Here is a 23,277-nt window from a genome sequence, read left to right as displayed (position 1 = left end):
TTAAGCCAGTTTTTTAAACTTCTGCAAGATAAAAATAGCAGCAAACAGCACTGACATGGTCAGCACAATGGTCAGACCTGTTGACGTATTCAGACCTGCACTTGACCAGAGCCCAACCGTCACACCAATTTGTGCAATCACAAAAGCCCAGATCACCATTTGACGAGGCGAGTTTGCCAGTAGGCGAGCCGTCAAAGCTGGAATGACTAGAAGTGCGCCCATCAAGAGTGAACCGACCGCACGTAATGCCAATACAGTAAACAGTGCCAATAACAGCATAAAGATTAGACGTTGCAGTTTTGCATTCACCCCTTCACTGATCGCCATATCAGGATCAATCGCAATTTGGATTTGCGCCTGCCAGCTTTTATACAGGACAGCCAAAGCCAAGATAATCACGACGGCAAAAGTAGGAAGATCTGTCCATGAGATAGTGAGTAGATCACCAAATAAATAGCTAAGCAGTTCCGGTCTTAAACTCGGTAAATGCTGAATGAATAACAGGCCTGAACAGAGCAGGGTGGCGGAACAGAGTGCCAACAATGCATCATTCGGCAAGCGTGGATCATATAATACCCAGAGTACAGCGACCAGCAAGATAGCGATAAAGCTGACCCCCATCCAGAGTGGCAGGCTCATCGCACCGGCAATGGCAACACCGAGCAAAGTACCATGTGCCATCGTATCTGCAAAGAAAGACATACGACGCCACAGCATCAGACAGCCGAGTGGTGCGGTCAGGAACACCAAGAGTGTTCCCATAATCCATGCAGGTAATAGGAGAGATAACCAATCCATCATGGCTTAAGCTTCCGGCTCGGGGTGAATGTGGGGACGTGAATCGTGCTGACAAGGTGTCGCGGAGTCACCATGGGCACAGTGATCATGATGATGCTGGTAGAATACCCGGTTAGTACCGAAGATGGCTTGATATTCTGGATGCTGCTGCACACTTTCTGGTAGACCGCTACAGCAGATATGTTTGTTGAGACATACCACGCGATGCGTGCCTTGCATTACCCATTGCAGGTCATGCGAGACCATTAAAATGGCACAGCCATATTTTTCCGGCAGGCTGCGCACATATTCATACAGTTCAGCCTCAGACTGAATATCTAGACCCTGCATCGGTTCATCCAGTACCAGAATATCCGGCTGACGTAATAAGGCGCGAGCCAACAACACACGTTGACGTTCACCGCCGGAAAGCTGTTGTACTTTAGAATTTTCCAGTTTGGCAATACCGGTATCACGAATGATTTCAGCTTTAATAGCTGAAGGGCATTTTTCTAGTGCCAGCAGATCTTTAACCCGTAGCGGTAAACTATGTGACGGATTGAATTTTTGTGGCACATAAGAGAATTTCAGCTTGCGCGCCGTTTTGATTTCACCGGATTTCGGTTTGACGATTCCAAGCATGACCTTTATTAAGGTCGACTTACCGGCACCGTTCGGACCAATCAGCGTAACAATCTCTTTCTCCTGCAAAGAGAAATCAATGGCCTTTAAAATGTCACGATCATCAATATTGACCCAGATCTTGGAAAGCTGGATCAAGGGAGATGCATTCAAGCTTTGTTGCGACACTGCTGACAGATTCCTGAAATTTCGATAATGCTGTGGTGTGCACTAAAATCGTCTGAAGCCGCCAAGGCATCCAGTTGTTCTAATAAACCTTGTGCAGATGCTTCTTTTACGGCTTTACATTCAGTACAAATCAAGAATGCCGCCTGATGACCTTCACGCGGATGGCAGCAGGGAATATAGGCATTAATAGAGGTCAGGCGGTGAATAAAGCCTTTTTCTAATAAAAAGTCGAGTGTACGGTACACGGTCGGTGGGGCAGCGGGACGGTCGCTGGCATTTTTCATTTGTGCCAGCAGGTCATACGCACCCATCGGGCCGCTTGCATTCAGAATCAGTTCCAGTACCTCTTTGCGTAAAGGAGTGAGGCGTGCGCCACTTGCCGCACAAAGACTCTCTGCTTCGGCCAGACGTTGCGCGACATTTGGATGGTCGTGTACGCCGTGCAATGCATTGTGGTGTTCGTGCGAACATGAACCCATAGTTCACCTCAGGTGCGAAACTGAAAATTAAAAGATTTCAAATCTTAACATGAAGCGCCCAGAGTTTCGATTGGGCATAGGTATTTTTGTAATTTTGTTATATTATAACACTATTAAATTTGTCCTTATATAGCGATTTCTCTTCATGTTCCGTTTCCTTGCCCTGTGTAGCCTGGCTTTGTTCAGTACCCTTAGCTGGTCGCAAAGTCTGGTGGTTTCAACGCAGCCGATTTATCTGATTGCCAAGACCATTACTCAAGGCGTGGAACAGCCGACTTTATTACTGGCCAATCAAAGCGGTCATGATGTCAGTCTGACCCCGGCACACCGTAAAACGATTCAGGATGCCGGCCTGGTGATCTGGTTAGGGCAGGCACATGAAGCGCCGTTGGCAAAAGTGTTGAACAATAACAATAAAAGTATCGCGATTTTAGATTCGGGTATTCTGACCACTTTGCCAATGCGTAATCCACGTGGGCAAGCCTTAAAAGATACCGTCGATACCCATGTCTGGCTCGATCCCAACAATGCAGTACGTATCGGTTTCTTTATTGCAGCCTTACGTTCTCAGCAGCTGCCTGAGCATCGGGAGGCCTATTGGAAAAATGCGCGTGACTTTGCCCAAACCATGTTTTTGACTGCACAGCGTTATAGTTCTACAAGTAAAGCTCAACCTTATTGGTCCTATCATGATGCCTATCAATATCTGGAACGCTCATTGAACCTGAAGTTCATGGGGGCTTTGACGGATGATCCACATGTGTCACCAACCGTGGCGCAAATCAAATATCTGCAAGACACTCGTGTGCAGAGCAAAATGTGTCTGCTGGCAGAAGCGCATGCTGGTGAAAATCAGTACCGAAAACTGAAACCGATTGTATTCCAGAGTGTCGATGAAAGCATGAGTGGGGCAGGGGACTTTATCCAGGCCTGGCAGAAATTGGCCGAGCAAACCCGTAAATGTGTGTTAAATGCCCATCAATGATTTAAAAATAATCAAGTTTTGATTAGTTTGCCAGCATTTGATCTGTTGAAAAAAACACGACTAAGGTCGGGAAAAGATTGCATGTTCAGGGGTGTAACTCTATAATGCCTGCGATTAAAAATAATCATCAGCTAAACTTGTCAAGCATGCTTGCTGTGAGTGAATAAATAATGAGCCGAACTAGTCGCTTGATTGACCGACGATTAGCGAAAGCTTTAGTCCTCTTACAAGCATTAATGATTCCTGTTTCAGCCTTGATTGGCTGGGTCGTGAAAGACTCAACCGTAGCCTTGAGTGCCGCTTTGGGGGCGTTCGTCTGCTGGCTTGCGAGTTGTTATTTTTCATGGCAATCATTTCGAGCGGCAGGAGCCCGGGCATCTAAGCAGGTTCTTTCGAACATGTATAAAGGCTTGATGGGCAAGTTTGCAATTGTGATTGTTGGTTTCATTTTAATTTTAAGCAATGTCAAGCCGTTATCCCCGGTTGCGTTGTTTTGTGGTTTTATGCTCGTTCAAGCCATGTCGTGGGTCGCTCCTTTTTGGGTGTCACGTCTACAAAAACGAGTTTAAACACAACAAAAAATTGAAAAGTTTTTTTAGGAGCAGGCGAGATATCAAGCAGCACGCGATATTCGTTTGTTCTATAGTTTTTTGACATTGACCAGGTGTGATTTATGGCTGCTGAAGAACATGCCCTTACTTCGACCGAGTATATCAAGCATCACTTGACCAATATGACCTATGGCAAAATGCCAGACGGTACATGGAAATTGGCCGAGAACGGTGCTGAAGCTCAACAGATGGGGTTCACTGCTATTCACTTGGATTCAATGGGTTGGTCAATCGGCCTTGGTATCATTTTCTGCTTGTTATTCTGGCTCGTAGCGAAAGCTGCAAACTCTGGTGTTCCTACCAAGTTCCAGTCTGCAATCGAAATGATTATCGAGTTTGTTGACTCAAGTGTACGCGATACCTTCCATGGTAAATCGCGTTTGATCGCTCCACTAGCGCTAACCATCTTCGTGTGGATTTTCCTCATGAACTTGATGGACCTTATCCCGGTTGACTGGATTCCTTATGTCGCTCAACACGTGATTGGTGGCCTGTTTGGTATTGATCCACACCACGTATACTTCAAGATCGTTCCATCTACTGACCCTAACATTACCCTTGGTATGTCATTGTCTGTATTTGCACTTATCTTATTCTACAGCATCCGTGAAAAAGGTGTTGGCGGCTTCGTTGGTGAACTAGCACTTAACCCATTTAACCCAAGTAACCCAGTTGCAAAAGCGATCCTTATTCCAGTGAACTTGATTCTGGAATTGGTAACCTTCCTTGCACGTCCAGTTTCATTGGCTCTACGACTATTCGGTAACATGTATGCGGGTGAGTTAATCTTCATTCTTATCGCGTTATTACCGTTCTGGATCCAGTGGGCGTTATCTGTGCCTTGGGCGATCTTCCACATTCTTGTTATTACGCTACAAGCATTCATTTTCATGATGCTGACTATCGTATACTTGAGCATGGCAAGCGAAAAGCATTAATGGTATTGCCTAACTGTCACGGGATGGTTGGGCACAATTTTTTAACTTAATTTGGTATAAACCTAACCTCTGAGGAATTATCATGGAACTCACTTTAGGTCTAGTTGCAATTGCATCTGCTATCTTGATCGCTTTCGGTGCTTTAGGTACTGCGATTGGTTTTGGTCTTCTAGGCGGCCGTTTCCTTGAAGCTGTAGCTCGTCAACCAGAATTGGCTCCACAACTTCAAACTCGTATGTTCTTAATCGCGGGTCTTCTTGATGCTGTGCCTATGATCGGTGTTGGTATTGGCTTGTTCTTCATCTTCGCTAATCCATTTGTAGGTTAATCAGCTTAATTCCGAAATTCACTATTTGAGGAATTTGCAATGAATATCAACCTCACATTGTTTGGCCAAGCGATTGCGTTTGCGATTTTCGTCGCATTCTGCATGAAGTTTGTATGGCCACCACTAATCAATGCGATTAGTGAACGTCAGCGTAAAATCGCTGATGGCTTAAACGCTGCTGAAAAAGCGAAGGCTGACCTTGCAGATGCGCAAGCACAAGTGAAAGCTGAACTGGACGCGGCAAAAGCACAAGCGGCTCAATTGATCGAACAAGCGAACCGTCGTGCAGCGCAATTGGTCGAAGAAGCTCGTACTCAAGCGTCAGCTGAAGGTGAGCGTATTCGTCAACAAGCTAAAGAAGCTGTTGATACTGAAATCAATGCTGCTCGCGAAGAATTACGTCAACAAGTGGCTGCTCTTGCAGTTGCTGGTGCTGAGAAAATTCTTAGCCAGCAAGTTGACGCAGAAGCTCACAATGCCATGCTGACTCAGCTGGCTGCTAAACTTTAAGAGAGAGGCAGATTATGGCTGAACTCTTGACGTTGGCACGCCCATACGCTAAAGCAGCATTTGCTTACGCTTCTGAGCAAGGTGCAACTGACAATTGGTCAACAGCACTTAACTTGCTCAGTGCTGCGGTGCAAGACGAAGCATTTTCAGCTTACTTAAATCGCCCTGAGCTTACGCCTGCTGAGCAGGTGAGTATTTTTGCCAAAGTTTTAGGTGAAGACCAAACTGCAGCAGTGTCAAACTTTTTGACATTGCTTGCTGAAAACAACCGTTTGGCTTTGCTTCCTGAAATTCAAGCAGAATACGAACAGCTCAAATCACAGAATAACAATACTGTGGATGTTGTGATTGAATCAGCATTCCCATTGACTTCTGTACAAGAACAAATTCTTGCTCAAGCGTTAGAAAAACGTTTCGCTGCGGCAGTAAATGTTTCTGTAGAAGTGAACCCAGCGTTAATTGCGGGTGTGGTTATTCGTGCAGGCGACCAAGTGATAGATGATTCTGCGCTTAATAAGCTTGAAAAAATGCGTACTCGTCTTCTAGCTTAATTGCATATAAGAAGACTGAACTTTAAAAAGATTGAGGTATAGCGCAATGCAACAACTGAATCCATCCGAGATCAGTGCGCTCATTAAACAGCGTATCGGCGATCTGGACACCAGCGCGACCGCTAAAAACGAAGGTACCATTGTTATGGTATCCGACGGTATTGTGCGCATTCACGGCCTTGCTGATGCAATGTACGGTGAAATGATCGAATTCGACGGCGGCTTATACGGTATGGCACTGAACCTAGAACAGGATTCAGTGGGCGTCGTTGTTTTAGGTAACTACTTAAGCCTTCAAGAAGGTCAAAAAGCTCGTTGTACAGGTCGTGTATTAGAAGTTCCGGTTGGTCCTGAACTTCTTGGTCGTGTCGTAGACGCTTTGGGTAACCCGATTGATGGTAAAGGCCCTATTGATGCAAAACTTTCTGATGCTGTTGAAAAAGTAGCACCAGGCGTAATTTGGCGTCAATCAGTGGATCAACCTGTACAAACTGGTTATAAATCAGTAGATACAATGATCCCAGTAGGCCGTGGTCAACGTGAGTTGATCATTGGTGACCGTCAGACTGGTAAAACAGCTATGGCGATCGACGCGATCATCGCTCAGAAAAACTCTGGCATTAAATGTATCTACGTTGCAGTTGGTCAAAAACAATCAACTATTGCAAACGTAGTACGTAAGCTGGAAGAAACTGGCGCTATGGCGTATACAACTGTTGTAGCAGCAGCTGCAGCCGATCCAGCAGCAATGCTGTTCTTGGCTCCATACTCTGGCTGTACAATGGGTGAATACTTCCGTGACCGCGGTGAAGACGCTCTGATCATCTATGATGACTTGTCTAAACAAGCTGTTGCTTACCGTCAAATTTCATTGCTTCTTCGTCGTCCACCAGGTCGTGAAGCTTATCCAGGTGACGTGTTCTATCTACATTCACGTCTACTTGAACGTGCTTCTCGTGTATCTGCTGACTACGTTGAGAAATTCACTAACGGTGAAGTTAAAGGCCAAACTGGTTCATTAACTGCATTGCCGATTATTGAAACTCAAGCAGGTGACGTATCTGCATTCGTACCAACCAACGTAATTTCGATTACTGACGGTCAGATCTTCCTTGAAACATCATTGTTCAACGCGGGTATCCGTCCTGCTGTGAACGCGGGTATCTCTGTATCTCGTGTTGGTGGTTCTGCGCAGACTAAAGTCATCAAGAAATTGTCTGGTGGTATCCGTACTGCACTTGCACAGTACCGTGAATTGGCAGCGTTTGCTCAGTTCGCTTCTGACCTTGACGAAGCAACTCGTAAACAGCTTGAACACGGTCAACGCGTAACTGAGCTTATGAAGCAAAAACAATATGCTCCATACTCAATCGCTGACCAAGCTGTATCAGTTTATGCATCTAACGAAGGCTACATGGCTGACGTAGAAGTGAAGAAAATCGTAGACTTTGACGCTGCGTTAATTGCTTACTTCCGTTCAGAACACGCTGCGTTAATGCAAAAAATTGACGAGACTGGTGCTTGGGATAAAGATATCGAAGCTGAATTCAAAGCTGGTATTGAAAAGTTCAAAGCGACTCAAACTTACTAATTTAGCAACTTGCTAATTAGTGTTGGTTTGGTTCACGGAATCAACCTTCGAGGGCTCGAAAGGGCCTTCGAATACTAGGTTAAGCGTATGGCAAATTTAAAAGAAATTCGCGCCAAAGTAGCTAGTATCAAAAGCACGCAGAAAATTACTCGCGCGATGCAGATGGTAGCAGCTTCTAAGATGCGTCGTGCGCAAGAGCGCATGGCTCAAGGCCGTCCGTATGCCGAAAATATGCACCGTGTAATTGCTCATTTGGTACAAGCGAATCCTGAATATAAACACCGTTATATGGTTGAACGTCCTGTTAAGCGCGTTGGCTATATCATTGTGTCTTCAGATCGTGGCCTTGCTGGTGGTTTGAACATTAACCTGTTCAAGAAAGTGGTAAAACACGTTCAACAGCAACAAGAGCAGTCAATTGAAGTTCAATTTGCTTTGATTGGTCAAAAAGCGGTTTCGTTTTTTAAAAACTACGGCGGTAAAGTGCTTGGTGCGACCACTCAAGTGGGCGACACTCCAAGTCTTGAACAGTTATCTGGTTCTGTACAGGTGATGTTAGACGCTTATGATAAAGGCGAATTAGATCGTATTTATCTGGTTTCTAACGGCTTTGTCAACGCCATGACTCAAAACCAAAAGATCGAACAGCTTGTTCCTTTGGCAGCTGCTGAAGAAGACAAGACGCTTAACCGTCAATACGGTTGGGATTACATCTACGAGCCTGAAGCTGAAGAGCTTTTAAATGGCTTGTTGGTTCGTTACATCGAGTCTGTGGTGTATCAAGGTGTGATCGAAAACATCGCGTGTGAGCAGTCTGCTCGTATGGTTGCAATGAAAGCTGCAACTGATAACGCGGGTGAATTGATCAAGAACCTGCAACTTATTTATAACAAGCTGCGTCAAGCCGCGATTACTCAGGAAATTTCTGAGATCGTTGGTGGTGCCGCTGCCGTTTAACATATATTAGTTTGAATTGAGGAGACAGCAATGAGTAGCGGTCGTATCATTCAGATCATCGGCGCGGTTATCGACGTCGAGTTTGAACGTAACAGCGTTCCTAAGATCTATGACGCTCTCCAAGTTGACGGTACTGAAACTACATTAGAAGTTCAGCAACAACTTGGTGATGGCGTAGTTCGTACTATTGCAATGGGTTCTACTGAAGGCCTTAAGCGTGGTTTGAACGTAACTAACACTAACGCTCCGATCTCTGTACCAGTAGGTACAGCGACTCTTGGCCGTATCATGGACGTTCTTGGTCGCCCGATCGACGAAGCTGGTCCTGTTGCGACTGAAGAGCGTTTACCAATTCACCGTCAAGCGCCTTCTTATGCAGAACAAGCGGCTTCTACTGACCTTCTAGAAACTGGTATTAAAGTCATCGACTTACTATGCCCGTTCGCGAAAGGTGGTAAAGTTGGTCTGTTCGGTGGTGCCGGTGTTGGTAAAACTGTAAACATGATGGAGTTGATCAACAACATCGCGAAAGCGCACTCAGGTTTATCTGTGTTTGCTGGTGTTGGTGAACGTACTCGTGAAGGTAATGACTTCTATCACGAAATGAAAGACTCTAACGTTCTTGACAAAGTAGCAATGGTCTACGGTCAGATGAACGAGCCACCAGGTAACCGTTTACGCGTAGCGTTGACTGGTTTGACTATGGCTGAGTACTTCCGTGATCAAAAAGACGAAAACGGTAAAGGCCGTGACGTACTATTGTTCGTCGACAACATCTATCGTTATACACTAGCGGGTACTGAAGTATCAGCACTTCTAGGCCGTATGCCATCTGCAGTAGGTTACCAACCGACTCTTGCAGAAGAGATGGGTGTTCTTCAAGAACGTATTACATCTACTAAGTCTGGTTCTATTACGTCAATCCAAGCGGTATACGTACCTGCCGATGACTTAACAGATCCATCGCCTGCAACTACGTTCGCTCACTTGGACGCAACTGTTGTATTGAGCCGTGACATCGCTTCTCAAGGTATTTACCCTGCGATTGATCCACTTGACTCAACTTCACGTCAGCTAGATCCACTTGTAGTTGGTACTGAGCATTACGAAATCGCTCGTTCAGTTCAAAACGTTCTTCAACGTTATAAAGAATTGAAAGACATTATCGCAATTCTTGGTATGGACGAATTGTCAGAAGAAGACAAACTTACTGTATACCGTGCACGTAAGATCCAACGTTTCTTCTCTCAACCGTTCCACGTAGCTGAAGTGTTTACTGGTGCTCCTGGTAAACTTGTACCGCTTAAAGAAACGATTCGTGGCTTTAAAGGTCTTCTAGCTGGTGAATACGATCACATCCCAGAACAAGCGTTCTACATGGTTGGTGGTATTGACGAAGTGATTGCTAAAGCTGAGAAACTTTAATTAGTTCCCTAATTTAGGAGATTCTCATGGCGACTATGCAATGTGACGTTGTAAGTGTTCAAGAGTCTTTGTACTCAGGCACTGTAACTATGCTAATTGCTAAAGGTGCTGGCGGTGAGTTAGGTATTATGCCTGGTCACGCTCCGCTGGTAACTTTGCTCCAACCTGGCGCGATCCGCGTTATTTTGGAAAACGGTACAGAAGAATTAATCTATGTATCTGGTGGTGTTCTAGAAGTTCAACCGCATGTTGTTACGGTTCTTGCTGATACAGCAGTCCGTGCAGAAAACTTGGATGAAGCTGCAATTATTGAAGCGCGTAAACACGCTGAACAATTGCTAGCAAATCAAAAGAGCGATTTGGACTCTGCTGCTGCTTTGGCTGCTCTTGCAGAAACTGCTGCTCAGCTGGAAACGATCCGCAAAATCAAAAACCGTGCAATGTAATTGCTGGTTTAAGATTGAAAAAACCACCCGAAAGGGTGGTTTTTTTATATAAAAACTATTTTGAAAAAAGTTACCAGATTTTAGCCTTATGAATAATTATTTTAAGAAAACTATATAGCTCTAATTTGTACCACTCGATATAACTTTTACCTGCGCTGCGTAATCTTTTGAACCAATCTGTAAGCAAAGTCATAGTCAGAAAAAAACAATGCTAAGTTGATATGGCGTCTTTAAGTTTTTCAGATTTATTCAATAAAAAGTTTCACGGTTCTACTACCTCTGTCACGACGCAAATCACGTTGTTATCCATTTATAAAAATTGAATTGGCCAAGCAGGGATCTAATTATGAGTTATCAATCCATTAACCCCTTTAACAACCAGAAATTAAAAGATTATCCGTCACACACTGATCAAGATATCCAAAATGCCTTGGATACCGCAGAAAAAATCCTGAAGTCGGATTGGACTCAACAAGTAGATACCCGGATTGAGGTACTTAGCAAACTGGCAAACAATATGCGGGAACGCAAGTCAGAACTGGCTAAAATCATGACACTGGATATGGGTAAGCTGATCAAGCAGAGTGAAGGTGAGATCGAAAGCTGTGCCAAAATTGCTGAGTATTATGCAGATCATGCCAAAGAGTTTTTAGCGCCAGTTTCTTATGAAACGGAACTAGGAGAAGCATGGGTAGAGCATCATCCCTTAGGCATCATCATGGCAGTAGAACCCTGGAACTTTCCTTTTTATCAGTTGATGCGTGTCTTTGCCCCAAACTGCGCGATTGGCAACCCTGTGGTAGCCAAGCATGCCAGCATCGTTCCGCAATGTGCTGAAGCCTTTGAACAATTGATTCTGGATGCAGGCGCACCGAAAGGTGTGTGGACTAACTTGTTTATCAGTAGCGATCAGGTCGCAGATATTATCGCAGATCCGCGTGTACAAGGCGTTGCTCTCACGGGATCAGAAGGCGCAGGGCGTGCAGTAGCGGGGCAGGCCGGTAAACATGTCACCAAATCGACACTAGAATTGGGCGGTAATGATGTATTCATTATGCTGGATGATGCTGATCTGGAAAAAGCGATCAAAATCGGCTGTCAGGCACGCGTTAATAACACGGGGCAGGTTTGTACAGCAGCTAAACGTTTTATCCTGCATGAGAAAATTGCGGAACAATTTAAATCGGGCATGATCAAGGTCTTTGAAGGCTTAAAAATTGGTGATCCGTTGGATTCTGAAACTACACTTGGCCCACTGTCTTCGGCAGATGCGTTGGAAAAACTGACCAAGCAGGTTGATAAGGCAGTAGAGAATGGCGCGAAAGTCGTGACTGGTGGTAAGCCTTATGAGCATGAAGGTAATTTCTATCAGCCAACTATTCTGGAAAATATCAGCCGTGATAATCCGGCCTGGTATGAAGAATTCTTTGGTCCTGTGGCACAGATCTATGTCGCAAAAGATGAAGATGAAATTGTATCGATTGCCAATGATTCCAATTATGGTCTCGGAGGCGTGATTCATTCACAAAATATTGAGCGGGCGAAAAAGCTGGCTTCACGTGTAGAAACCGGCATGATCTGGATCAACTGGTATACCGATACTGCCCCAGAGCTGCCATTTGGCGGGATTAAAAACTCGGGTTATGGTCATGAACTTTCAATCGATGGTTTCAAAGAATTTGTGCAGAAACGATTGGTGGTGGTGAAAAGCCCAAAAAAATAATATTTAATTTTTAAAATAAAGAAGCCACTTAAACAGTGGCTTCTTTTTGAACGAGATATCAGCGTAAATCAAGTATTTTCTGTTTCAGCTTCTGATGAAGCGTCTTTATCTGAGTTTTGAATCAGTATGCCTGCCAGTTTAAGCATTTCAGCTTGCACACTGACCATCTGGCTTTCAATTTTCTTTAAATCAACCTGACTGAAATCGACTTGGCCATTCAGTAAAGGAGAAGCCAGAACCTGTTGATTGGCGCTCATGATATTGCTACGTACCTGATCAATTTCCTGACTTTTTAAATTCAGTTCACCTAAGGCCTGATTAAAGCCTGTCAACTGTTGTTGTAACTTACCTGCTGTAGCTTGCAGTTGCTGGGTATCTTTAGTATCCACCGCAGTTTGCAGATCAGTTTGGGTCTGTTTTAACTGTTCGACATAACTGCCCGCCTTGAATTGCAGATCAGCCACATCACGCACCATATAAAACATATTGCCAGACTTCAGCTCTGTTTGCGCAGTCATCGTGCGATCACTTTGCTTTGCAGGTTCAAGATCAGTAGAAAGCGTACTTTGTTCTTGCTCGACCGGTGCTTCGGTCGCCTGTTCACAGCCTATTAATAAAACGCCTGAGCTAAATAGGGCAAAAGGAAGAAGAGCATTTACAAGAATCTTGGACATGAAATCGTGGTCTCGGTGCAGGTGGTTCTAATGCATGACTATAAGAATAAAATGTGGAGATAAAAAAGATTGTTGCAAAGTCATAACAAATATTTTGAATACAAAAGATTAAGACATTAAAAAAGAGTGCCGAAGCACTCTTTTTTCACCGAGGAGGATAAAACTTATCCTGCAATAATTTTGATAATGTTATGGCTCATCACATTGGTCAGGATATAGTCACCATTCACTTTGATCCATTGCTGGTTTTTACCAGGTTTGCTGAGTTTTTTGTATTTGCTGTGGTCTACCTTGTACACTTTGCTCTGGAACTGAGCTGGTACTTTTTGACCTACACGCCAATCGTGTGAAGGATCTACTTTCTTATGTACCTGTTTATACTGTTGAGCGTGTGCAGGAGATTTATACTGTGCATGCTGCTGAACATGCGTTTTTTGTGGCTGATGATGTTGCGAATGATGCTCTGGAGCTGCAGCAAAAGCTGAAGTCGCCACAAGTGTACTAGATAATGAAAATACGACTGCTTTTACTAAGTTTTTCATGTTTTGAACCTATCGTTATCTCTCTTGGGATAACTGCATATTAGGCTTAACTCATTGATAAATATGGAATGAAGTGTTGTAGAAAAATAAAAATTAAGCGTAAATCATGGAGATTTTAGAGCTAAGTAAATCTGGTTGTAAGTATTTGATTTTTATTTAAATAATAAGTATCTATTATTGAAATAGATACTTACATTACTGTTACAAATTATTTAGCCAATTCTGCATTGATCGCATCTCGCAAGCGGGCATCATCTGCTGGAATATTTGGTGCAAAACGCGCGACCACTTCACCTTGCTTGTTGACCAGGAATTTTTCAAAGTTCCACAGCACTTCTGGTAATTCATTTGGCGTATTGCCAAAACTTTTCAGGCGCTCTGCAAAATCTTCGCCGCCTGTACGTTGCGGCTGAGCTTGGGTCAGATAATGGTAAAGAGGATGCTGATCTTCACCCACGACAGAGATCTTGGAGAATAGCGGGAAATCCACATTGTAGTTCAGACTGCAGAACTGCTGGATTTCCTCGTCTGTGCCCGGTTCCTGACCTTTAAAGTTATTCGCAGGAAAAGCCAGAATTTCCAGTCCTTCGGTTTTTTTCTCATTATAAAGTTTCTGCAGTCCTTCATATTGTGGGGTTAAACCACATTTCGATGCGACATTTACAATCAGCAGGACTTTGTCTTGATAATCGGACAGAGTCGTATTTTCTCCAGTGACGGTTTTTACCGGAATCTCATAAATGGACTGGCTCATATTATTTTGCTCGAATTGTTATGGAAATAGACTCATGTTTTATCGGGTCTGGGCGGTTTCAGCAAACATAAATTTTAGATAAGTTTGTGAAAAAAATATGAAATTCAATGTTTATGCCTATGAGCCAGGTCGGCTAAACTGGTCATCAGTTGCAACCGACCTATTTAAAAAGACTTATTTAGCAAGCTCAGCATTGATTGCATCCAGCAGGCGTGAATCATCTGCCGTGATATCCGGTGCAAAACGTGCAACGACTTCCCCCTGTTTGTTCACCAGGAATTTTTCAAAGTTCCAGAGGACTTCAGGCGGTTCATTTGGAGTCAGGCCATAGTCGACCAGATCTTTCCACCATGGACCTTCACCAATACGTTCTGGCACAGCCTGAGTCAAAGTAGCATACAAAGGATGTTTAGCTTCACCCACGACCGGAATTTTAGCAAACAGCGGGAAATCCACCTGATAGTTCAGGGAACAGAATTCCTGAATTTCCTTTTCACTTCCAGGTTCCTGTTCCAGAAAATCATTGGAAGGGAAACCTAAGATTTCCAGTCCTTCGGCTTTTTTATCATCATAGAGTTTTTGCAAGCCTTCGTATTGTGGAGTGAGGCCGCATTTTGATGCCACATTTACCAGCAGTAAGACTTTGCCTTGATACTGGTTCAGCGTCGTGTCCGTTCCTTGAATCGTTTTTACCGGAATGTCATACACAGAAGTGCTCATCGGATTTCCTTTTTATTAAATGAATGAGGGCTATTTGTTTTAACGGGTATTTAAATACAGTACAAGTCGGAATCAGTGAAATGCTTACTGGCCGGCTACAAATAGCATTAATTTTAGTTGAAAAATCAATTATGCTTAGGCACTTGCCAAGAAGCATAGATTAACAATAGATAAAGACAGGGATGAAGTTATGACGCAGCAGCAAAAAACAATGTGGTGGGCCATGCTGCTTCCCTTGACTGCGGTCCTGATCTGGTCATTGAATATGACCGTTAACCGTTATGTAGCGGATTATATTTCTCCCTTAAGTATCAGTTTTTATCGCTGGGTTCTGGCTCTGCTGATTTTAACGCCGTTGATGTGGCCCAAGGTTCGCAAAGCCTGGCCGGAAATTCGACCACATCTGGGGCATCTGGCTGTCTTAAGTGCATTGGGTATGGTGTTGTATCAAGGTCTAGCTTATACCTCAGCACATTATACCAGTGCCACCAATATGGGCCTGATCAATGCTTTTATTCCGATTTTTACCATTATTGTCGGGATCTTTCTTTTACATGTTCGTCCCACCTTAATGGCGGTGATGGGCAGTATATTGTCTTTTATTGGTCTGATGTATGTGATGGGGCAGGGGCAATGGGCACATTTACTGGATGCAGAAGATCATTATATTGGTGATCTGCTGATGCTGATTGCGGTATTTTTCTATGCCTGTTATGGCGTATTACTCAAAAAATGGCAGATCCAGATTCCGCTATTGGTTAGTCTCTATATGCAGATTTTTTTGGCCGTTCTCTATCACATTCCTTTAGTACTGTACTCAGGCTTAGATGCTATTAATAGTAATAACGTAGCAAGTATTATTTATGCCGGAATTTTTCCTTCTATTGCTGCCCCATTCTTATGGATGATGGCTGTACAACAACTGGGCCCAAACCGCAGCAGTATTTTTATGAATTTGATGCCAGTGTTTACGGCGTTAATCGCTTATTTATGGTTGTCTGAAGCTTGGACGATCTACCACAGCATTGGTGGTGCCATTATTCTGGTAGGTATTTTATTGGCGCAATACCCAGCTAAGCCCAAGGTTTAAGCGATCAAATAAAGAGTTGAAGTTTTATTTGTTTAATATTTGAACAAATGATTACATTATTTTTACAGTATTATTCCTTAAATTTAGTGATTATGGATATAAAAATAAATTATTAAAAATTAACTTCATTTTAAAACTGAAACAAAAATAGCAAGATATTTTGAATTTTGATTAAATTTTAAATATTTTTAATAGGAAAAATGTATTGATACATTGTTTTATTGTATTTGCTGTTGTGACGGATTTCTCGCATAATGCCCGCATCGAGAATGATGAATCAGAAAAAACCTAGATTTATCAAACTCCCAGAGATTTACAGACCCTCTGGATGTGATAATACACATCCTTTTTTATGCTCAACCATCCCTATATGGTTGAGCTTTTTTTTGTCTTAAAACTTTAGTCGGCTTGAAAAGAAAAATGACTGAGCAAAGGCTCAGTCACGAATAATTTCACCTGTTACAGCATCAATAATCCGGCTTGGTTTCTGGCTCAGTCCCAGATCGCCGTTCAGATAATTCAGATCCTGGTCAAAATAACGCATGGCATCTTGCAGGGAACGTGCAGGTTCTAAGCCGGCAGGATTGGCACTGGTCGAAACAATAAAACCGCCAAAGGCCTGACACAAAGCTACACAAAGAGGATGAGTGGTCACACGCACGGCTACTTTAGGGTGTTTGCCTTTAATCCAGCCTGGAATATCGTCATTGGCAGGGAGTAGCCAGGTGGTTGCCCGGTCTGTAGGTCGATCATTACTCCAAGACTCAATTACTTTTTCACGCATTTCTTCACTTAGATCCTGAAGTAAATGTTCCACTTGTGAAATATGAGCTGCGAGTAAAATCACGCCTTTTTCAATCGGGCGCTGTTTTAAGGTTAAAATCTGGTGAAATGCCTGTTCATTGTAGGGGTCGCAACCTAAGCCCCAAACAGCCTCTGTAGGGTATGCCAAGACCTGTCCAGCTTTGAGACATTCAGCTGCTTCGGCAACAGAGGTGGTGATCATGTGTATACCTTATCAAAACAAGAAGTGTCTATTGTGAACCTTATTTATGTGGACGACAACGTAGATACATGCCGGCTTGCTGAGTACAAAAGCCAAGTAGCTCCAGTTCCATCAATTGACTGGTCAGAGAAGACACATCCAGTTGCAGATGATGACTGAGATGATCCAGATCCTGTCCGACCCAGTCTAACTGGTTATAAAGTCTGAGCAGATGGGGCGGTATGTGTGCAGGAAGTTCATCCGCCATGTCATGTTGTACTTCATTTTGTAAGGCTTGCCATTGAGTCGCCAGAGCCAGTTCTTCAATCACCTGTTGCGGGTGATCAATCAGAATCGCGCCTTCACGAATCAGCTGATGGCAACCCTTATGATATTCGCTATAAATATGTCCCGGAATGGCAAACACGGTTTTGCCTTGTTCGGCAGCCAGTTTGGCCGTAATTAGAGAGCCGCTTTTTAAGGTCGCTTCAGCCACAATGACTCCGAGACTTAAACCGCTGACAATCCGGTTACGCCGTGGAAAGTGATGCTGCAATGGTGGAGTCTCTGGCAGAAACTCGGTAATGACCGCACCACCATGCGCAATAATCTCCTGGCGCAATTGTGCATGTTGAGAAGGGTAGGTCTGATCCAGTCCAGTCCCCATCACTGCAATGGTGCCCTGATATTTTAATCCTGCCCGATGTGCTGCTTCATCTATGCCTTGTGCTAATCCACTATTAATATAGAAACCCTGTTCACTCAAATAAAAGGAAAAATCATAAGCTACTTGCCGGCCGTGAGGACTCGGCTTGCGACTTCCTACAACCGCAATTTGAGCCTGAAGCAATGTATCCGGCTGACCTTGACCAAAAATAATTGGTGGCTTGTCTACATAGTGGCTGAGTTGCTGCGGATAGTGCAGATCATGATAGAGCAGGATGAAATCACTATCTCGTTGAACTTTTTCCAGACAGCGCTGAAATTTCTGTTGTGATTCTGGAAGCGAGAAGTCTTTCAAGCGTTGGATATGATTGGCATGAATGCCAAGCGCCTGCCAGGTGGGCACCTGATCAGGCTGTAGGGCTGTGGTCAGACTTGAATAATGCTGACTGATTTTATAGAAGCTCGAAAGAGAATGCTGAACCAGATACCATAACGTCAGTGTTTCCAGTTGCACGCGTGATAAAGAGTTCAGCATATCGAGACCTATATGTGTGTCTTCTTATTCTTTCAGTTGTAAAGTTAGATCAATCTATTATTCATCTAACAATGGCGCTTGAATATTGGCACCCACCTTGATAGGTAACTCACTTTCCAGCACATAAGCATAGCTCAGCTGGTCAAAAGTTTTAAAGACCATCACATTGCCAATGCGCTCACCTGGAAGCTGTACGCGCTCTTTGGTTTTCGGATCAGTCACCACTTCACCTTTCTGGTTTACGCTAAAGACATGACCAGTCTGAACCCCATGTGCCGTACCACGGTCAATCGTTACGACACTATGACGCGCAGCGGTACCAATTGAACCCAGTACACGCACAATCTGACCACCAGCAACCGTATTTTCTGCATTCACTGGATAGAACAGGGTAGGTAACATCGGATCGTATTCAGGCAATACACGGTCACCGCGACGCACTTCGGCATTATAGCTATCTGTCAATTCCAGCGTGGTGACATCACCTTCGCCACGTACTGCAATTCCGGAAGCAACCTGTTGCAACTCTAGAGCAGCCGTGTATTTCTTGCCATTGGCATCGGTAAATACATAAGGGTCTGCTTCACGATATACCGCATAACGCTGGCCAACCACCAAACCATTGCCGCGTGCATAGACCTTCTGGCCTTTACCGGCCAGTACGCGCTGGTCTGCAGTGCCGAGAATGTAAGGCGTACCCTGAACTGAATCCGCTGCCACTATGGTATAGCGTTCCAACCATTGCTGGATATGCGCTAATGGAATCACTGGAATCGTATTATTTAAAGATTCAACGCGAACCTGTGGTTGTAATGAAGTACTACCGATATAACGACTGATGATACCTTCACAGCCATCACCTTCGTCTTTACCGATAATTGGACGACCTTGATAGTCACACATCAACAGGCGGTCACCTGGAAAAATCCAATGTGGATTTTTCACGTGCTTGTTACTGGCCCAGATTTCTGGCCAACGCACCGGATTTTTTAAGAAACGTTTTGAAATATCCCACAATGTATCGCCTTTTTTGACCACGTAGACATTGGGCGCACTGGCTTTTAAAGCAGGTGGATTGACGTTGCGGGCAGGAGCTGCCTCGGCTGAATACATTGTCCCCATACTCACTCCGACACAAACTGCCAGTGCGAGCATTTGATTTTTTAACCCCAAGGCACTAAAAAATGGCATGCCCTTCAAAACCTTTTTCATTATCATAATTCCTAAAATTATGTGCGTAGTTGCGTTATAATAACGATCTTACACACATTTTTTTGATGAAGCATTCCCTTCATTTGGTTTTTTGATCAATGGCATAATTGAGGACGCAGTATGGCCTTATTACCTATTTTAAGTTTCCCGGATCCCCGTCTTCGTACCATTGCACAACCAGTCGAAGAAGTTACTGATGAAATTCGTCAGCTCGCTGCAGATATGTTTGAAACCATGTATGAAGCGCCAGGCATCGGACTCGCCGCGACCCAAGTTGATCGTCATATTCAGCTGATTGTGATGGACCTGTCTGAAAACAAAGATCAACCCATGGTGTTCATTAACCCCAAAATCACACCATTGACTGAAGAAACACAGCCTTATGAAGAGGGCTGTCTATCAGTTCCTCAAATATACGATAAAGTTGAGCGTCCGTCACGCGTAAAAATCGAGGCAATTGGTCTGGATGGTCAACCCTTTGAACAAGAGGCTGATGGACTTCTCGCTGTGTGCATCCAACATGAAATGGATCACTTAAATGGTAAACTTTTTGTGGATTATCTGTCGCCATTGAAACGTCAGCGTGCCCGTGAAAAAGTAGAAAAACTGGTTCGCCAGCGCAATAAAGAAAAAGTTGCAGTTAAACGCTAGGACTCTTTTCCCAAGCAATTTTTATGCTTCAACAAGCCCAATTTTGATTGGGCTTTGTTATACTTAGCTCAGACAAATTCAAGGGTTTGCCTATGGTCCTGCGGGGAGGTCTGCTACTTTCCTTTGTGGCGGTATTTCTACAGATTGCTGTGTTCTTACAGCCTTTGCTGCCGAAGCAATATCAGGTTGCTCCGGTCTGTGAAACCATCACGCGCGCCCTTTTAGTTTCCTCTCATGTTCATTCTGAACATTCTGCCCATTATCACCTTGATCAGCATCCTATTTCCTCAGACTCCATGGCGCATGAACACGATGCCAGTCATCAGTGTCAGTACTGTACTGTCTATGGCAACCTGGTTTTGCCGCCTGAGCTTGAAGTGAAAGAAGTCCTGGATCGAATTCAGGTCAGACTCTTGGCTTTTGAACAAGCCTTTAAACATGTCTGGTTTGTTCTTCAGCGACTCTTTCTGATTCCGCAAGGACGGGCACCGCCACTGTTTGCATAAATCCACGTTGTTTTGACTGGGTCTTGAATGACTCGGACCGTGTTTAATTTATGTATTCAGTGAGATAGAAAATGGCTCAGCCTAAATTCTCGTTACAGCCCCTTGTGGCTGCAATTTATGTTGCCTGTTATTCCTCAGTGGTTATGGCCAATGAAAGCATGCCAGTACAAACCATGGCACCGATTGTGGTGACTTCAACTGCCGGTAATGATGCCAATGGTCTGATTGTTCGTGCTGATCCCAAACAGCCGATTCAGCCAGTGCCAGCAACTGATGGCGCAGATTATCTGCAAAGTATTGTAGGTTTTAGTTCGGTCAATAGCGGAGCAGGTACCAATGGCGATGTGACCTTTCGTGGTATGTTCGGTTCACGCATTAAAATCCTGACTGATGGCACTGAAAACCTCGGTGCCTGCCCAAGCCGGATGGATTCGCCCACTTCATATATTTCTCCAGAAAGTTATGATCGTATTTCAGTGATTAAAGGCCCGCAAACGGTTCAATATGCCAATACCGGTTCGGCAGCAACCGTCATTTTTGAGCGTAGCCCGGAACAGTTTGATCAGGATAAAAAATATCGTGGTCAGGCCAGTGTACTGATGGGATCTTTTGGTCGTCTGGATCAAAATATTGAAGCAGCCGTGGGTGATGAGCAGAAATATATCCGCCTGAACACCAACCGTTCGGTATCAAACAGTTATAAAGATGGTGATAGCCAAACTGTACCTTCAGATTGGGAACGCTGGAATGCAGATTTGGCACTGGGCTGGACGCCGGATGAAGACACTTGGGTAGAACTGACCGGGGGCAAGGCGGATGGTGAAGCTGTGTATGCCGGCCGTGCAATGGATGGCTCCAAGTTTGCCCGTGAAAGTCTGGGTTTGCGTGTTGAAAAGAGAAATGTCAGCGATGTGATCAAGAAAATTGAAGCACAGGTAAACTACAATTTTAATGACCATGTCATGGATAACTATAGTCTGCGCGAGTTCAAGCCTGGCGGTATGATGAGTATGCCTATGGCCACCAATGTAGCGCGTAAGACATTGAATGCGCGTATGGCCGTGACCAGTGAATGGGATAAATTACAGCTGATTACAGGTATCGACAGCCAGAATAATCAGCATAGCAAACGTAACGGAAATCTGATGACAGCGTATCAGAATAAGCCACGTATTAAAGATATGGAGTTCCAGTCGATCGGTGGTTTCGGTGAGCTCAGTTATGAGGTCAGTGATAATCATAAGTTGGTGAGTGGCCTGCGTCTGGATCAGGTCAAAGTAGAAGCAGTGGAGTCAAACCAGGAGCGTAAAAAAACTTTACCAAGCGCTTTTTTGCGTTTTGAGAATCAGCATCCAGACCATGATGATGGCAAGACTTATATGGGTATTGGCTATGTCGAACGTATGCCGGATTACTGGGAGCTGTTCAGTCCAAAATCAGGCAATGGTCATCCAAATACCTTTAAGAACATTGATACTGAAAAAACTTTACAGCTGGATATTGGCTACCAGCATGAACATGGTAATTTCAGTTCATGGGCATCGGCATATGCAGGTGTGATCAATGATTACATCCTCACGACTTACTTGCCAACAGGTAATATGGGAATGTTAGAAGCACATAGCCGAAATGTAGATGCAACAGTGGCAGGTGCAGAAGTCGGAATCGGATATCAGTTTACTGATGCGATTCAGGCTGATCTGAGTGCGATGTATGCCTGGGGTGAAAATACCAGTGACAATACGCCGTTGCCACAGATTTCACCTTTGGAAGCTCGGGTAAATTTACGTTATATCCAGGATAACTATACTTTGGGTGCCTACTGGCGCCTGGTCGATGGTCAGAACCGAATTAGTGAGCGTGAAGGCAATATTGTCGGCTATGATCTTAAGCAAAGTGCTGGTTTTGGTACTCTCTCTTTAAATGGTACATATCATGTAAATGACAACATGGATCTTTCTGTGGGTGTCGATAACGTACTGGACCGTACCTATGCCGAGCATTTGAACAAGATGGGCAGTTCCGGTTTTGGATTTGCTGCCAATGAGCAATTTAATAATATCGGACGGAATTACTGGGCAAGAATCAGTATGAAATTCTAATTTGAACTGAAAACAAACAAAAAGCAGGAGTTTTTTCCTGCTTTTTGTTTATGGTAGTAATTTAAATTCATGTTTATCAGTAAGTTAATATTGTTTTGTTTTGCATTAAATAATAACTCAAACTTTTATTAAAATAATTTTTATAAATAAAACAGTAACTTATGAATTTTATGGATTATAAAATAAACATGCGTTTGTAAAGTTTAAAAAATGGGGTTGCAAGCCCCCTGAAATACTGTAGAATGCACATCCATCGGCGGTGATGAAGATTAAAACTTCTGATAAAACAGTAACTTAGCATGAAATGGTTGAGTTGGGTTTTAGAAAGAAGGTTTAAAAATAATTTTCATTACTGGTTGACTTTCTAGAGATAGAGAGTAATATAGCCGACCTAGCTTGCTACTGACGAAGTAGTGAGAAGATCATTAAGAGATTATGAAGAACAACTTGTGTGGATTTTTACTGGTTGATTGATCGAAATTATTTTCATTGATTGATTGGTTTAAATTACTCGAAGTTTATTTGAGCGAAATTTAAGTCAGAAAATTGATGAGCCAAGTTTAAGAGTTTTACTTATAAAACTCGAAATGATTTTAACTGAAGAGTTTGATCATGGCTCAGATTGAACGCTGGCGGCAGGCTTAACACATGCAAGTCGAGCGGGGATAGGGTGCTTGCACCTGATTCCTAGCGGCGGACGGGTGAGTAA

Annotated in this window: 25 protein-coding genes and 1 rRNA gene; 16 read left to right on the top strand and 10 right to left on the bottom strand. The window is 43.8% G+C overall.

The window, feature by feature from the left end; all coding sequences use genetic code 11:
- Genes znuB through FTV14_RS08795 form a run of 3 tightly spaced genes read right to left on the bottom strand, consistent with a single transcriptional unit; the run spans position 1 to position 2,066 of the window.
- The gene (gene znuB, locus FTV14_RS08805) at positions 1–801 is read right to left on the bottom strand and encodes a zinc ABC transporter permease subunit ZnuB (RefSeq protein ID WP_180011618.1); all 801 of its coding nucleotides are present in this window, start codon (positions 799–801) and stop codon (positions 1–3) included.
- A 3-nt stretch (positions 802–804) separates the two neighbouring features.
- Complete coding sequence (gene znuC, locus FTV14_RS08800; RefSeq protein ID WP_005233382.1) at positions 805–1,587, bottom strand: zinc ABC transporter ATP-binding protein ZnuC; 783 nt, start codon at positions 1,585–1,587, stop codon at positions 805–807.
- On the bottom strand, positions 1,569–2,066 hold the full coding sequence (locus FTV14_RS08795; protein ID WP_005233384.1) for a transcriptional repressor: 498 nt from the start codon (positions 2,064–2,066) through the stop codon (positions 1,569–1,571). Before FTV14_RS08795 ends, znuC begins: the two co-directional genes overlap by 19 nt.
- Positions 2,067–2,211: 145 nt before the next feature.
- Between FTV14_RS08795 and FTV14_RS08790 the strand changes: the two genes are divergently transcribed.
- The 11 genes from FTV14_RS08790 (at position 2,212) to FTV14_RS08740 (ending at position 12,131) form a co-directional block, all read left to right on the top strand.
- Positions 2,212–3,051, top strand: coding sequence for a metal ABC transporter solute-binding protein, Zn/Mn family (locus FTV14_RS08790; RefSeq protein ID WP_180053780.1), 840 nt, complete (start codon positions 2,212–2,214; stop codon positions 3,049–3,051).
- Between the two features lie 170 nt (positions 3,052–3,221).
- Complete coding sequence (locus FTV14_RS08785) at positions 3,222–3,620, top strand: ATP synthase subunit I (RefSeq protein ID WP_166139355.1); 399 nt, start codon at positions 3,222–3,224, stop codon at positions 3,618–3,620.
- 104 nt (positions 3,621–3,724) lie between these two features.
- The gene (gene atpB / locus FTV14_RS08780) at positions 3,725–4,600 is read left to right on the top strand and encodes a F0F1 ATP synthase subunit A (RefSeq protein ID WP_004780701.1); all 876 of its coding nucleotides are present in this window, start codon (positions 3,725–3,727) and stop codon (positions 4,598–4,600) included.
- Positions 4,601–4,682: 82 nt separating this feature from the next.
- Positions 4,683–4,928 carry a F0F1 ATP synthase subunit C gene (atpE, locus tag FTV14_RS08775; protein WP_000424060.1) on the top strand — a complete coding sequence of 82 codons (246 nt, stop codon included), beginning with the start codon at positions 4,683–4,685 and terminating at the stop codon, positions 4,926–4,928.
- A 39-nt stretch (positions 4,929–4,967) separates the two neighbouring features.
- Positions 4,968–5,438, top strand: a complete 471-nt coding sequence (locus FTV14_RS08770) for a F0F1 ATP synthase subunit B (protein ID WP_004780703.1) — start codon at positions 4,968–4,970, stop codon at positions 5,436–5,438.
- 14 nt (positions 5,439–5,452) lie between these two features.
- On the top strand, positions 5,453–5,989 hold the full coding sequence (locus FTV14_RS08765; RefSeq protein ID WP_004970141.1) for a F0F1 ATP synthase subunit delta: 537 nt from the start codon (positions 5,453–5,455) through the stop codon (positions 5,987–5,989).
- A gap of 46 nt (positions 5,990–6,035) precedes the next feature.
- A complete protein-coding gene (atpA, locus tag FTV14_RS08760; protein ID WP_004780707.1) occupies positions 6,036–7,580 on the top strand; it encodes a F0F1 ATP synthase subunit alpha in 1,545 nt (514 codons plus the stop codon).
- 87 nt (positions 7,581–7,667) lie between these two features.
- Entirely contained in the window at positions 7,668–8,537 is an 870-nt protein-coding gene (atpG, locus tag FTV14_RS08755) for a F0F1 ATP synthase subunit gamma (protein ID WP_004780708.1), read from the top strand.
- A gap of 30 nt (positions 8,538–8,567) precedes the next feature.
- On the top strand, positions 8,568–9,962 hold the full coding sequence (gene atpD, locus FTV14_RS08750; RefSeq protein ID WP_004780710.1) for a F0F1 ATP synthase subunit beta: 1,395 nt from the start codon (positions 8,568–8,570) through the stop codon (positions 9,960–9,962).
- Positions 9,963–9,988: 26 nt separating this feature from the next.
- Positions 9,989–10,408, top strand: coding sequence for a F0F1 ATP synthase subunit epsilon (locus FTV14_RS08745; RefSeq protein WP_004780711.1), 420 nt, complete (start codon positions 9,989–9,991; stop codon positions 10,406–10,408).
- A gap of 346 nt (positions 10,409–10,754) precedes the next feature.
- Positions 10,755–12,131, top strand: coding sequence for an NAD-dependent succinate-semialdehyde dehydrogenase (locus FTV14_RS08740; protein WP_180053779.1), 1,377 nt, complete (start codon positions 10,755–10,757; stop codon positions 12,129–12,131).
- Between the two features lie 68 nt (positions 12,132–12,199).
- Here FTV14_RS08740 and FTV14_RS08735 read toward each other — a convergent pair whose 3' ends face one another.
- The 4 genes from FTV14_RS08735 to FTV14_RS08720 all read right to left on the bottom strand — a co-directional run bounded on the left by FTV14_RS08735 (position 12,200) and on the right by FTV14_RS08720 (position 14,821).
- The gene (locus tag FTV14_RS08735; protein ID WP_180053778.1) at positions 12,200–12,805 is read right to left on the bottom strand and encodes a hypothetical protein; all 606 of its coding nucleotides are present in this window, start codon (positions 12,803–12,805) and stop codon (positions 12,200–12,202) included.
- Positions 12,806–12,969: 164 nt separating this feature from the next.
- Positions 12,970–13,347 carry an RcnB family protein gene (locus tag FTV14_RS08730; RefSeq protein WP_180053777.1) on the bottom strand — a complete coding sequence of 126 codons (378 nt, stop codon included), beginning with the start codon at positions 13,345–13,347 and terminating at the stop codon, positions 12,970–12,972.
- Between the two features lie 208 nt (positions 13,348–13,555).
- Entirely contained in the window at positions 13,556–14,101 is a 546-nt protein-coding gene (locus FTV14_RS08725) for a glutathione peroxidase (protein ID WP_159124341.1), read from the bottom strand.
- Between the two features lie 174 nt (positions 14,102–14,275).
- Positions 14,276–14,821 (bottom strand): glutathione peroxidase, encoded by a 546-nt coding sequence (locus tag FTV14_RS08720; protein ID WP_104426931.1) that lies wholly within the window; start codon positions 14,819–14,821, stop codon positions 14,276–14,278.
- A gap of 190 nt (positions 14,822–15,011) precedes the next feature.
- Here FTV14_RS08720 and FTV14_RS08715 point away from each other — a divergent pair, with 190 nt between their 5' ends.
- Complete coding sequence (locus tag FTV14_RS08715; RefSeq protein ID WP_180053776.1) at positions 15,012–15,911, top strand: DMT family transporter; 900 nt, start codon at positions 15,012–15,014, stop codon at positions 15,909–15,911.
- Positions 15,912–16,347: 436 nt separating this feature from the next.
- On the opposite strand, the gene FTV14_RS08710 is transcribed toward FTV14_RS08715, so the two are convergent.
- The 3 genes from FTV14_RS08710 to FTV14_RS08700 are packed head-to-tail and all read right to left on the bottom strand — an operon-like array spanning position 16,348 to position 19,309.
- Positions 16,348–16,917, bottom strand: coding sequence for an L-threonylcarbamoyladenylate synthase (locus tag FTV14_RS08710; RefSeq protein ID WP_159124339.1), 570 nt, complete (start codon positions 16,915–16,917; stop codon positions 16,348–16,350).
- 40 nt (positions 16,918–16,957) lie between these two features.
- Positions 16,958–18,097 (bottom strand): DNA-processing protein DprA, encoded by a 1,140-nt coding sequence (gene dprA, locus FTV14_RS08705; RefSeq protein ID WP_180025429.1) that lies wholly within the window; start codon positions 18,095–18,097, stop codon positions 16,958–16,960.
- Positions 18,098–18,154: 57 nt separating this feature from the next.
- Positions 18,155–19,309: a LysM peptidoglycan-binding domain-containing protein gene (locus FTV14_RS08700; RefSeq protein ID WP_104426934.1), complete on the bottom strand. Its 1,155-nt coding sequence runs from the start codon at positions 19,307–19,309 to the stop codon at positions 18,155–18,157.
- A 120-nt stretch (positions 19,310–19,429) separates the two neighbouring features.
- Here FTV14_RS08700 and def point away from each other — a divergent pair, with 120 nt between their 5' ends.
- From def to FTV14_RS08680, 4 genes are all read left to right on the top strand, one after another.
- Entirely contained in the window at positions 19,430–19,960 is a 531-nt protein-coding gene (def, locus tag FTV14_RS08695; protein WP_004780730.1) for a peptide deformylase, read from the top strand.
- Positions 19,961–20,052: 92 nt separating this feature from the next.
- Positions 20,053–20,466 carry a DUF2946 family protein gene (locus FTV14_RS08690; protein WP_180025430.1) on the top strand — a complete coding sequence of 138 codons (414 nt, stop codon included), beginning with the start codon at positions 20,053–20,055 and terminating at the stop codon, positions 20,464–20,466.
- Between the two features lie 71 nt (positions 20,467–20,537).
- Entirely contained in the window at positions 20,538–22,568 is a 2,031-nt protein-coding gene (locus FTV14_RS08685) for a TonB-dependent copper receptor (RefSeq protein WP_180053775.1), read from the top strand.
- 594 nt (positions 22,569–23,162) lie between these two features.
- A 16S ribosomal RNA gene (locus tag FTV14_RS08680) occupies positions 23,163–23,277 on the top strand; the annotation flags it as partial.

It is taken from the genome of Acinetobacter sp. YH12236, assembly GCF_013417645.1.
In the GTDB taxonomy this organism is placed as follows: domain Bacteria; phylum Pseudomonadota; class Gammaproteobacteria; order Pseudomonadales; family Moraxellaceae; genus Acinetobacter.
Note: the sequence above shows the minus strand (reverse complement) of the source record. Positions and strands in the feature narration are given on the sequence as shown.

Excerpts from the sequence above, each read along its gene's own strand:
- znuB (WP_180011618.1), bottom strand. The coding sequence starts at position 801 with ATGATGGATTGGTTATCTCTCCTATTACCTGCATGGATTATGGGAACA.
- FTV14_RS08795 (WP_005233384.1), bottom strand. The coding sequence starts at position 2,066 with ATGGGTTCATGTTCGCACGAACACCACAATGCATTGCACGGCGTACAC.
- FTV14_RS08790 (WP_180053780.1), top strand. The coding sequence starts at position 2,212 with ATGTTCCGTTTCCTTGCCCTGTGTAGCCTGGCTTTGTTCAGTACCCTT.
- FTV14_RS08785 (WP_166139355.1), top strand. The coding sequence starts at position 3,222 with ATGAGCCGAACTAGTCGCTTGATTGACCGACGATTAGCGAAAGCTTTA.
- atpB (WP_004780701.1), top strand. The coding sequence starts at position 3,725 with ATGGCTGCTGAAGAACATGCCCTTACTTCGACCGAGTATATCAAGCAT.
- atpE (WP_000424060.1), top strand. The coding sequence starts at position 4,683 with ATGGAACTCACTTTAGGTCTAGTTGCAATTGCATCTGCTATCTTGATC.
- FTV14_RS08770 (WP_004780703.1), top strand. The coding sequence starts at position 4,968 with ATGAATATCAACCTCACATTGTTTGGCCAAGCGATTGCGTTTGCGATT.
- FTV14_RS08765 (WP_004970141.1), top strand. The coding sequence starts at position 5,453 with ATGGCTGAACTCTTGACGTTGGCACGCCCATACGCTAAAGCAGCATTT.
- atpA (WP_004780707.1), top strand. The coding sequence starts at position 6,036 with ATGCAACAACTGAATCCATCCGAGATCAGTGCGCTCATTAAACAGCGT.
- atpG (WP_004780708.1), top strand. The coding sequence starts at position 7,668 with ATGGCAAATTTAAAAGAAATTCGCGCCAAAGTAGCTAGTATCAAAAGC.
- atpD (WP_004780710.1), top strand. The coding sequence starts at position 8,568 with ATGAGTAGCGGTCGTATCATTCAGATCATCGGCGCGGTTATCGACGTC.
- FTV14_RS08745 (WP_004780711.1), top strand. The coding sequence starts at position 9,989 with ATGGCGACTATGCAATGTGACGTTGTAAGTGTTCAAGAGTCTTTGTAC.
- FTV14_RS08740 (WP_180053779.1), top strand. The coding sequence starts at position 10,755 with ATGAGTTATCAATCCATTAACCCCTTTAACAACCAGAAATTAAAAGAT.
- FTV14_RS08735 (WP_180053778.1), bottom strand. The coding sequence starts at position 12,805 with ATGTCCAAGATTCTTGTAAATGCTCTTCTTCCTTTTGCCCTATTTAGC.
- FTV14_RS08730 (WP_180053777.1), bottom strand. The coding sequence starts at position 13,347 with ATGAAAAACTTAGTAAAAGCAGTCGTATTTTCATTATCTAGTACACTT.
- FTV14_RS08725 (WP_159124341.1), bottom strand. The coding sequence starts at position 14,101 with ATGAGCCAGTCCATTTATGAGATTCCGGTAAAAACCGTCACTGGAGAA.
- FTV14_RS08720 (WP_104426931.1), bottom strand. The coding sequence starts at position 14,821 with ATGAGCACTTCTGTGTATGACATTCCGGTAAAAACGATTCAAGGAACG.
- FTV14_RS08715 (WP_180053776.1), top strand. The coding sequence starts at position 15,012 with ATGACGCAGCAGCAAAAAACAATGTGGTGGGCCATGCTGCTTCCCTTG.
- FTV14_RS08710 (WP_159124339.1), bottom strand. The coding sequence starts at position 16,917 with ATGATCACCACCTCTGTTGCCGAAGCAGCTGAATGTCTCAAAGCTGGA.
- dprA (WP_180025429.1), bottom strand. The coding sequence starts at position 18,097 with ATGCTGAACTCTTTATCACGCGTGCAACTGGAAACACTGACGTTATGG.
- FTV14_RS08700 (WP_104426934.1), bottom strand. The coding sequence starts at position 19,309 with ATGAAAAAGGTTTTGAAGGGCATGCCATTTTTTAGTGCCTTGGGGTTA.
- def (WP_004780730.1), top strand. The coding sequence starts at position 19,430 with ATGGCCTTATTACCTATTTTAAGTTTCCCGGATCCCCGTCTTCGTACC.
- FTV14_RS08690 (WP_180025430.1), top strand. The coding sequence starts at position 20,053 with ATGGTCCTGCGGGGAGGTCTGCTACTTTCCTTTGTGGCGGTATTTCTA.
- FTV14_RS08685 (WP_180053775.1), top strand. The coding sequence starts at position 20,538 with ATGGCTCAGCCTAAATTCTCGTTACAGCCCCTTGTGGCTGCAATTTAT.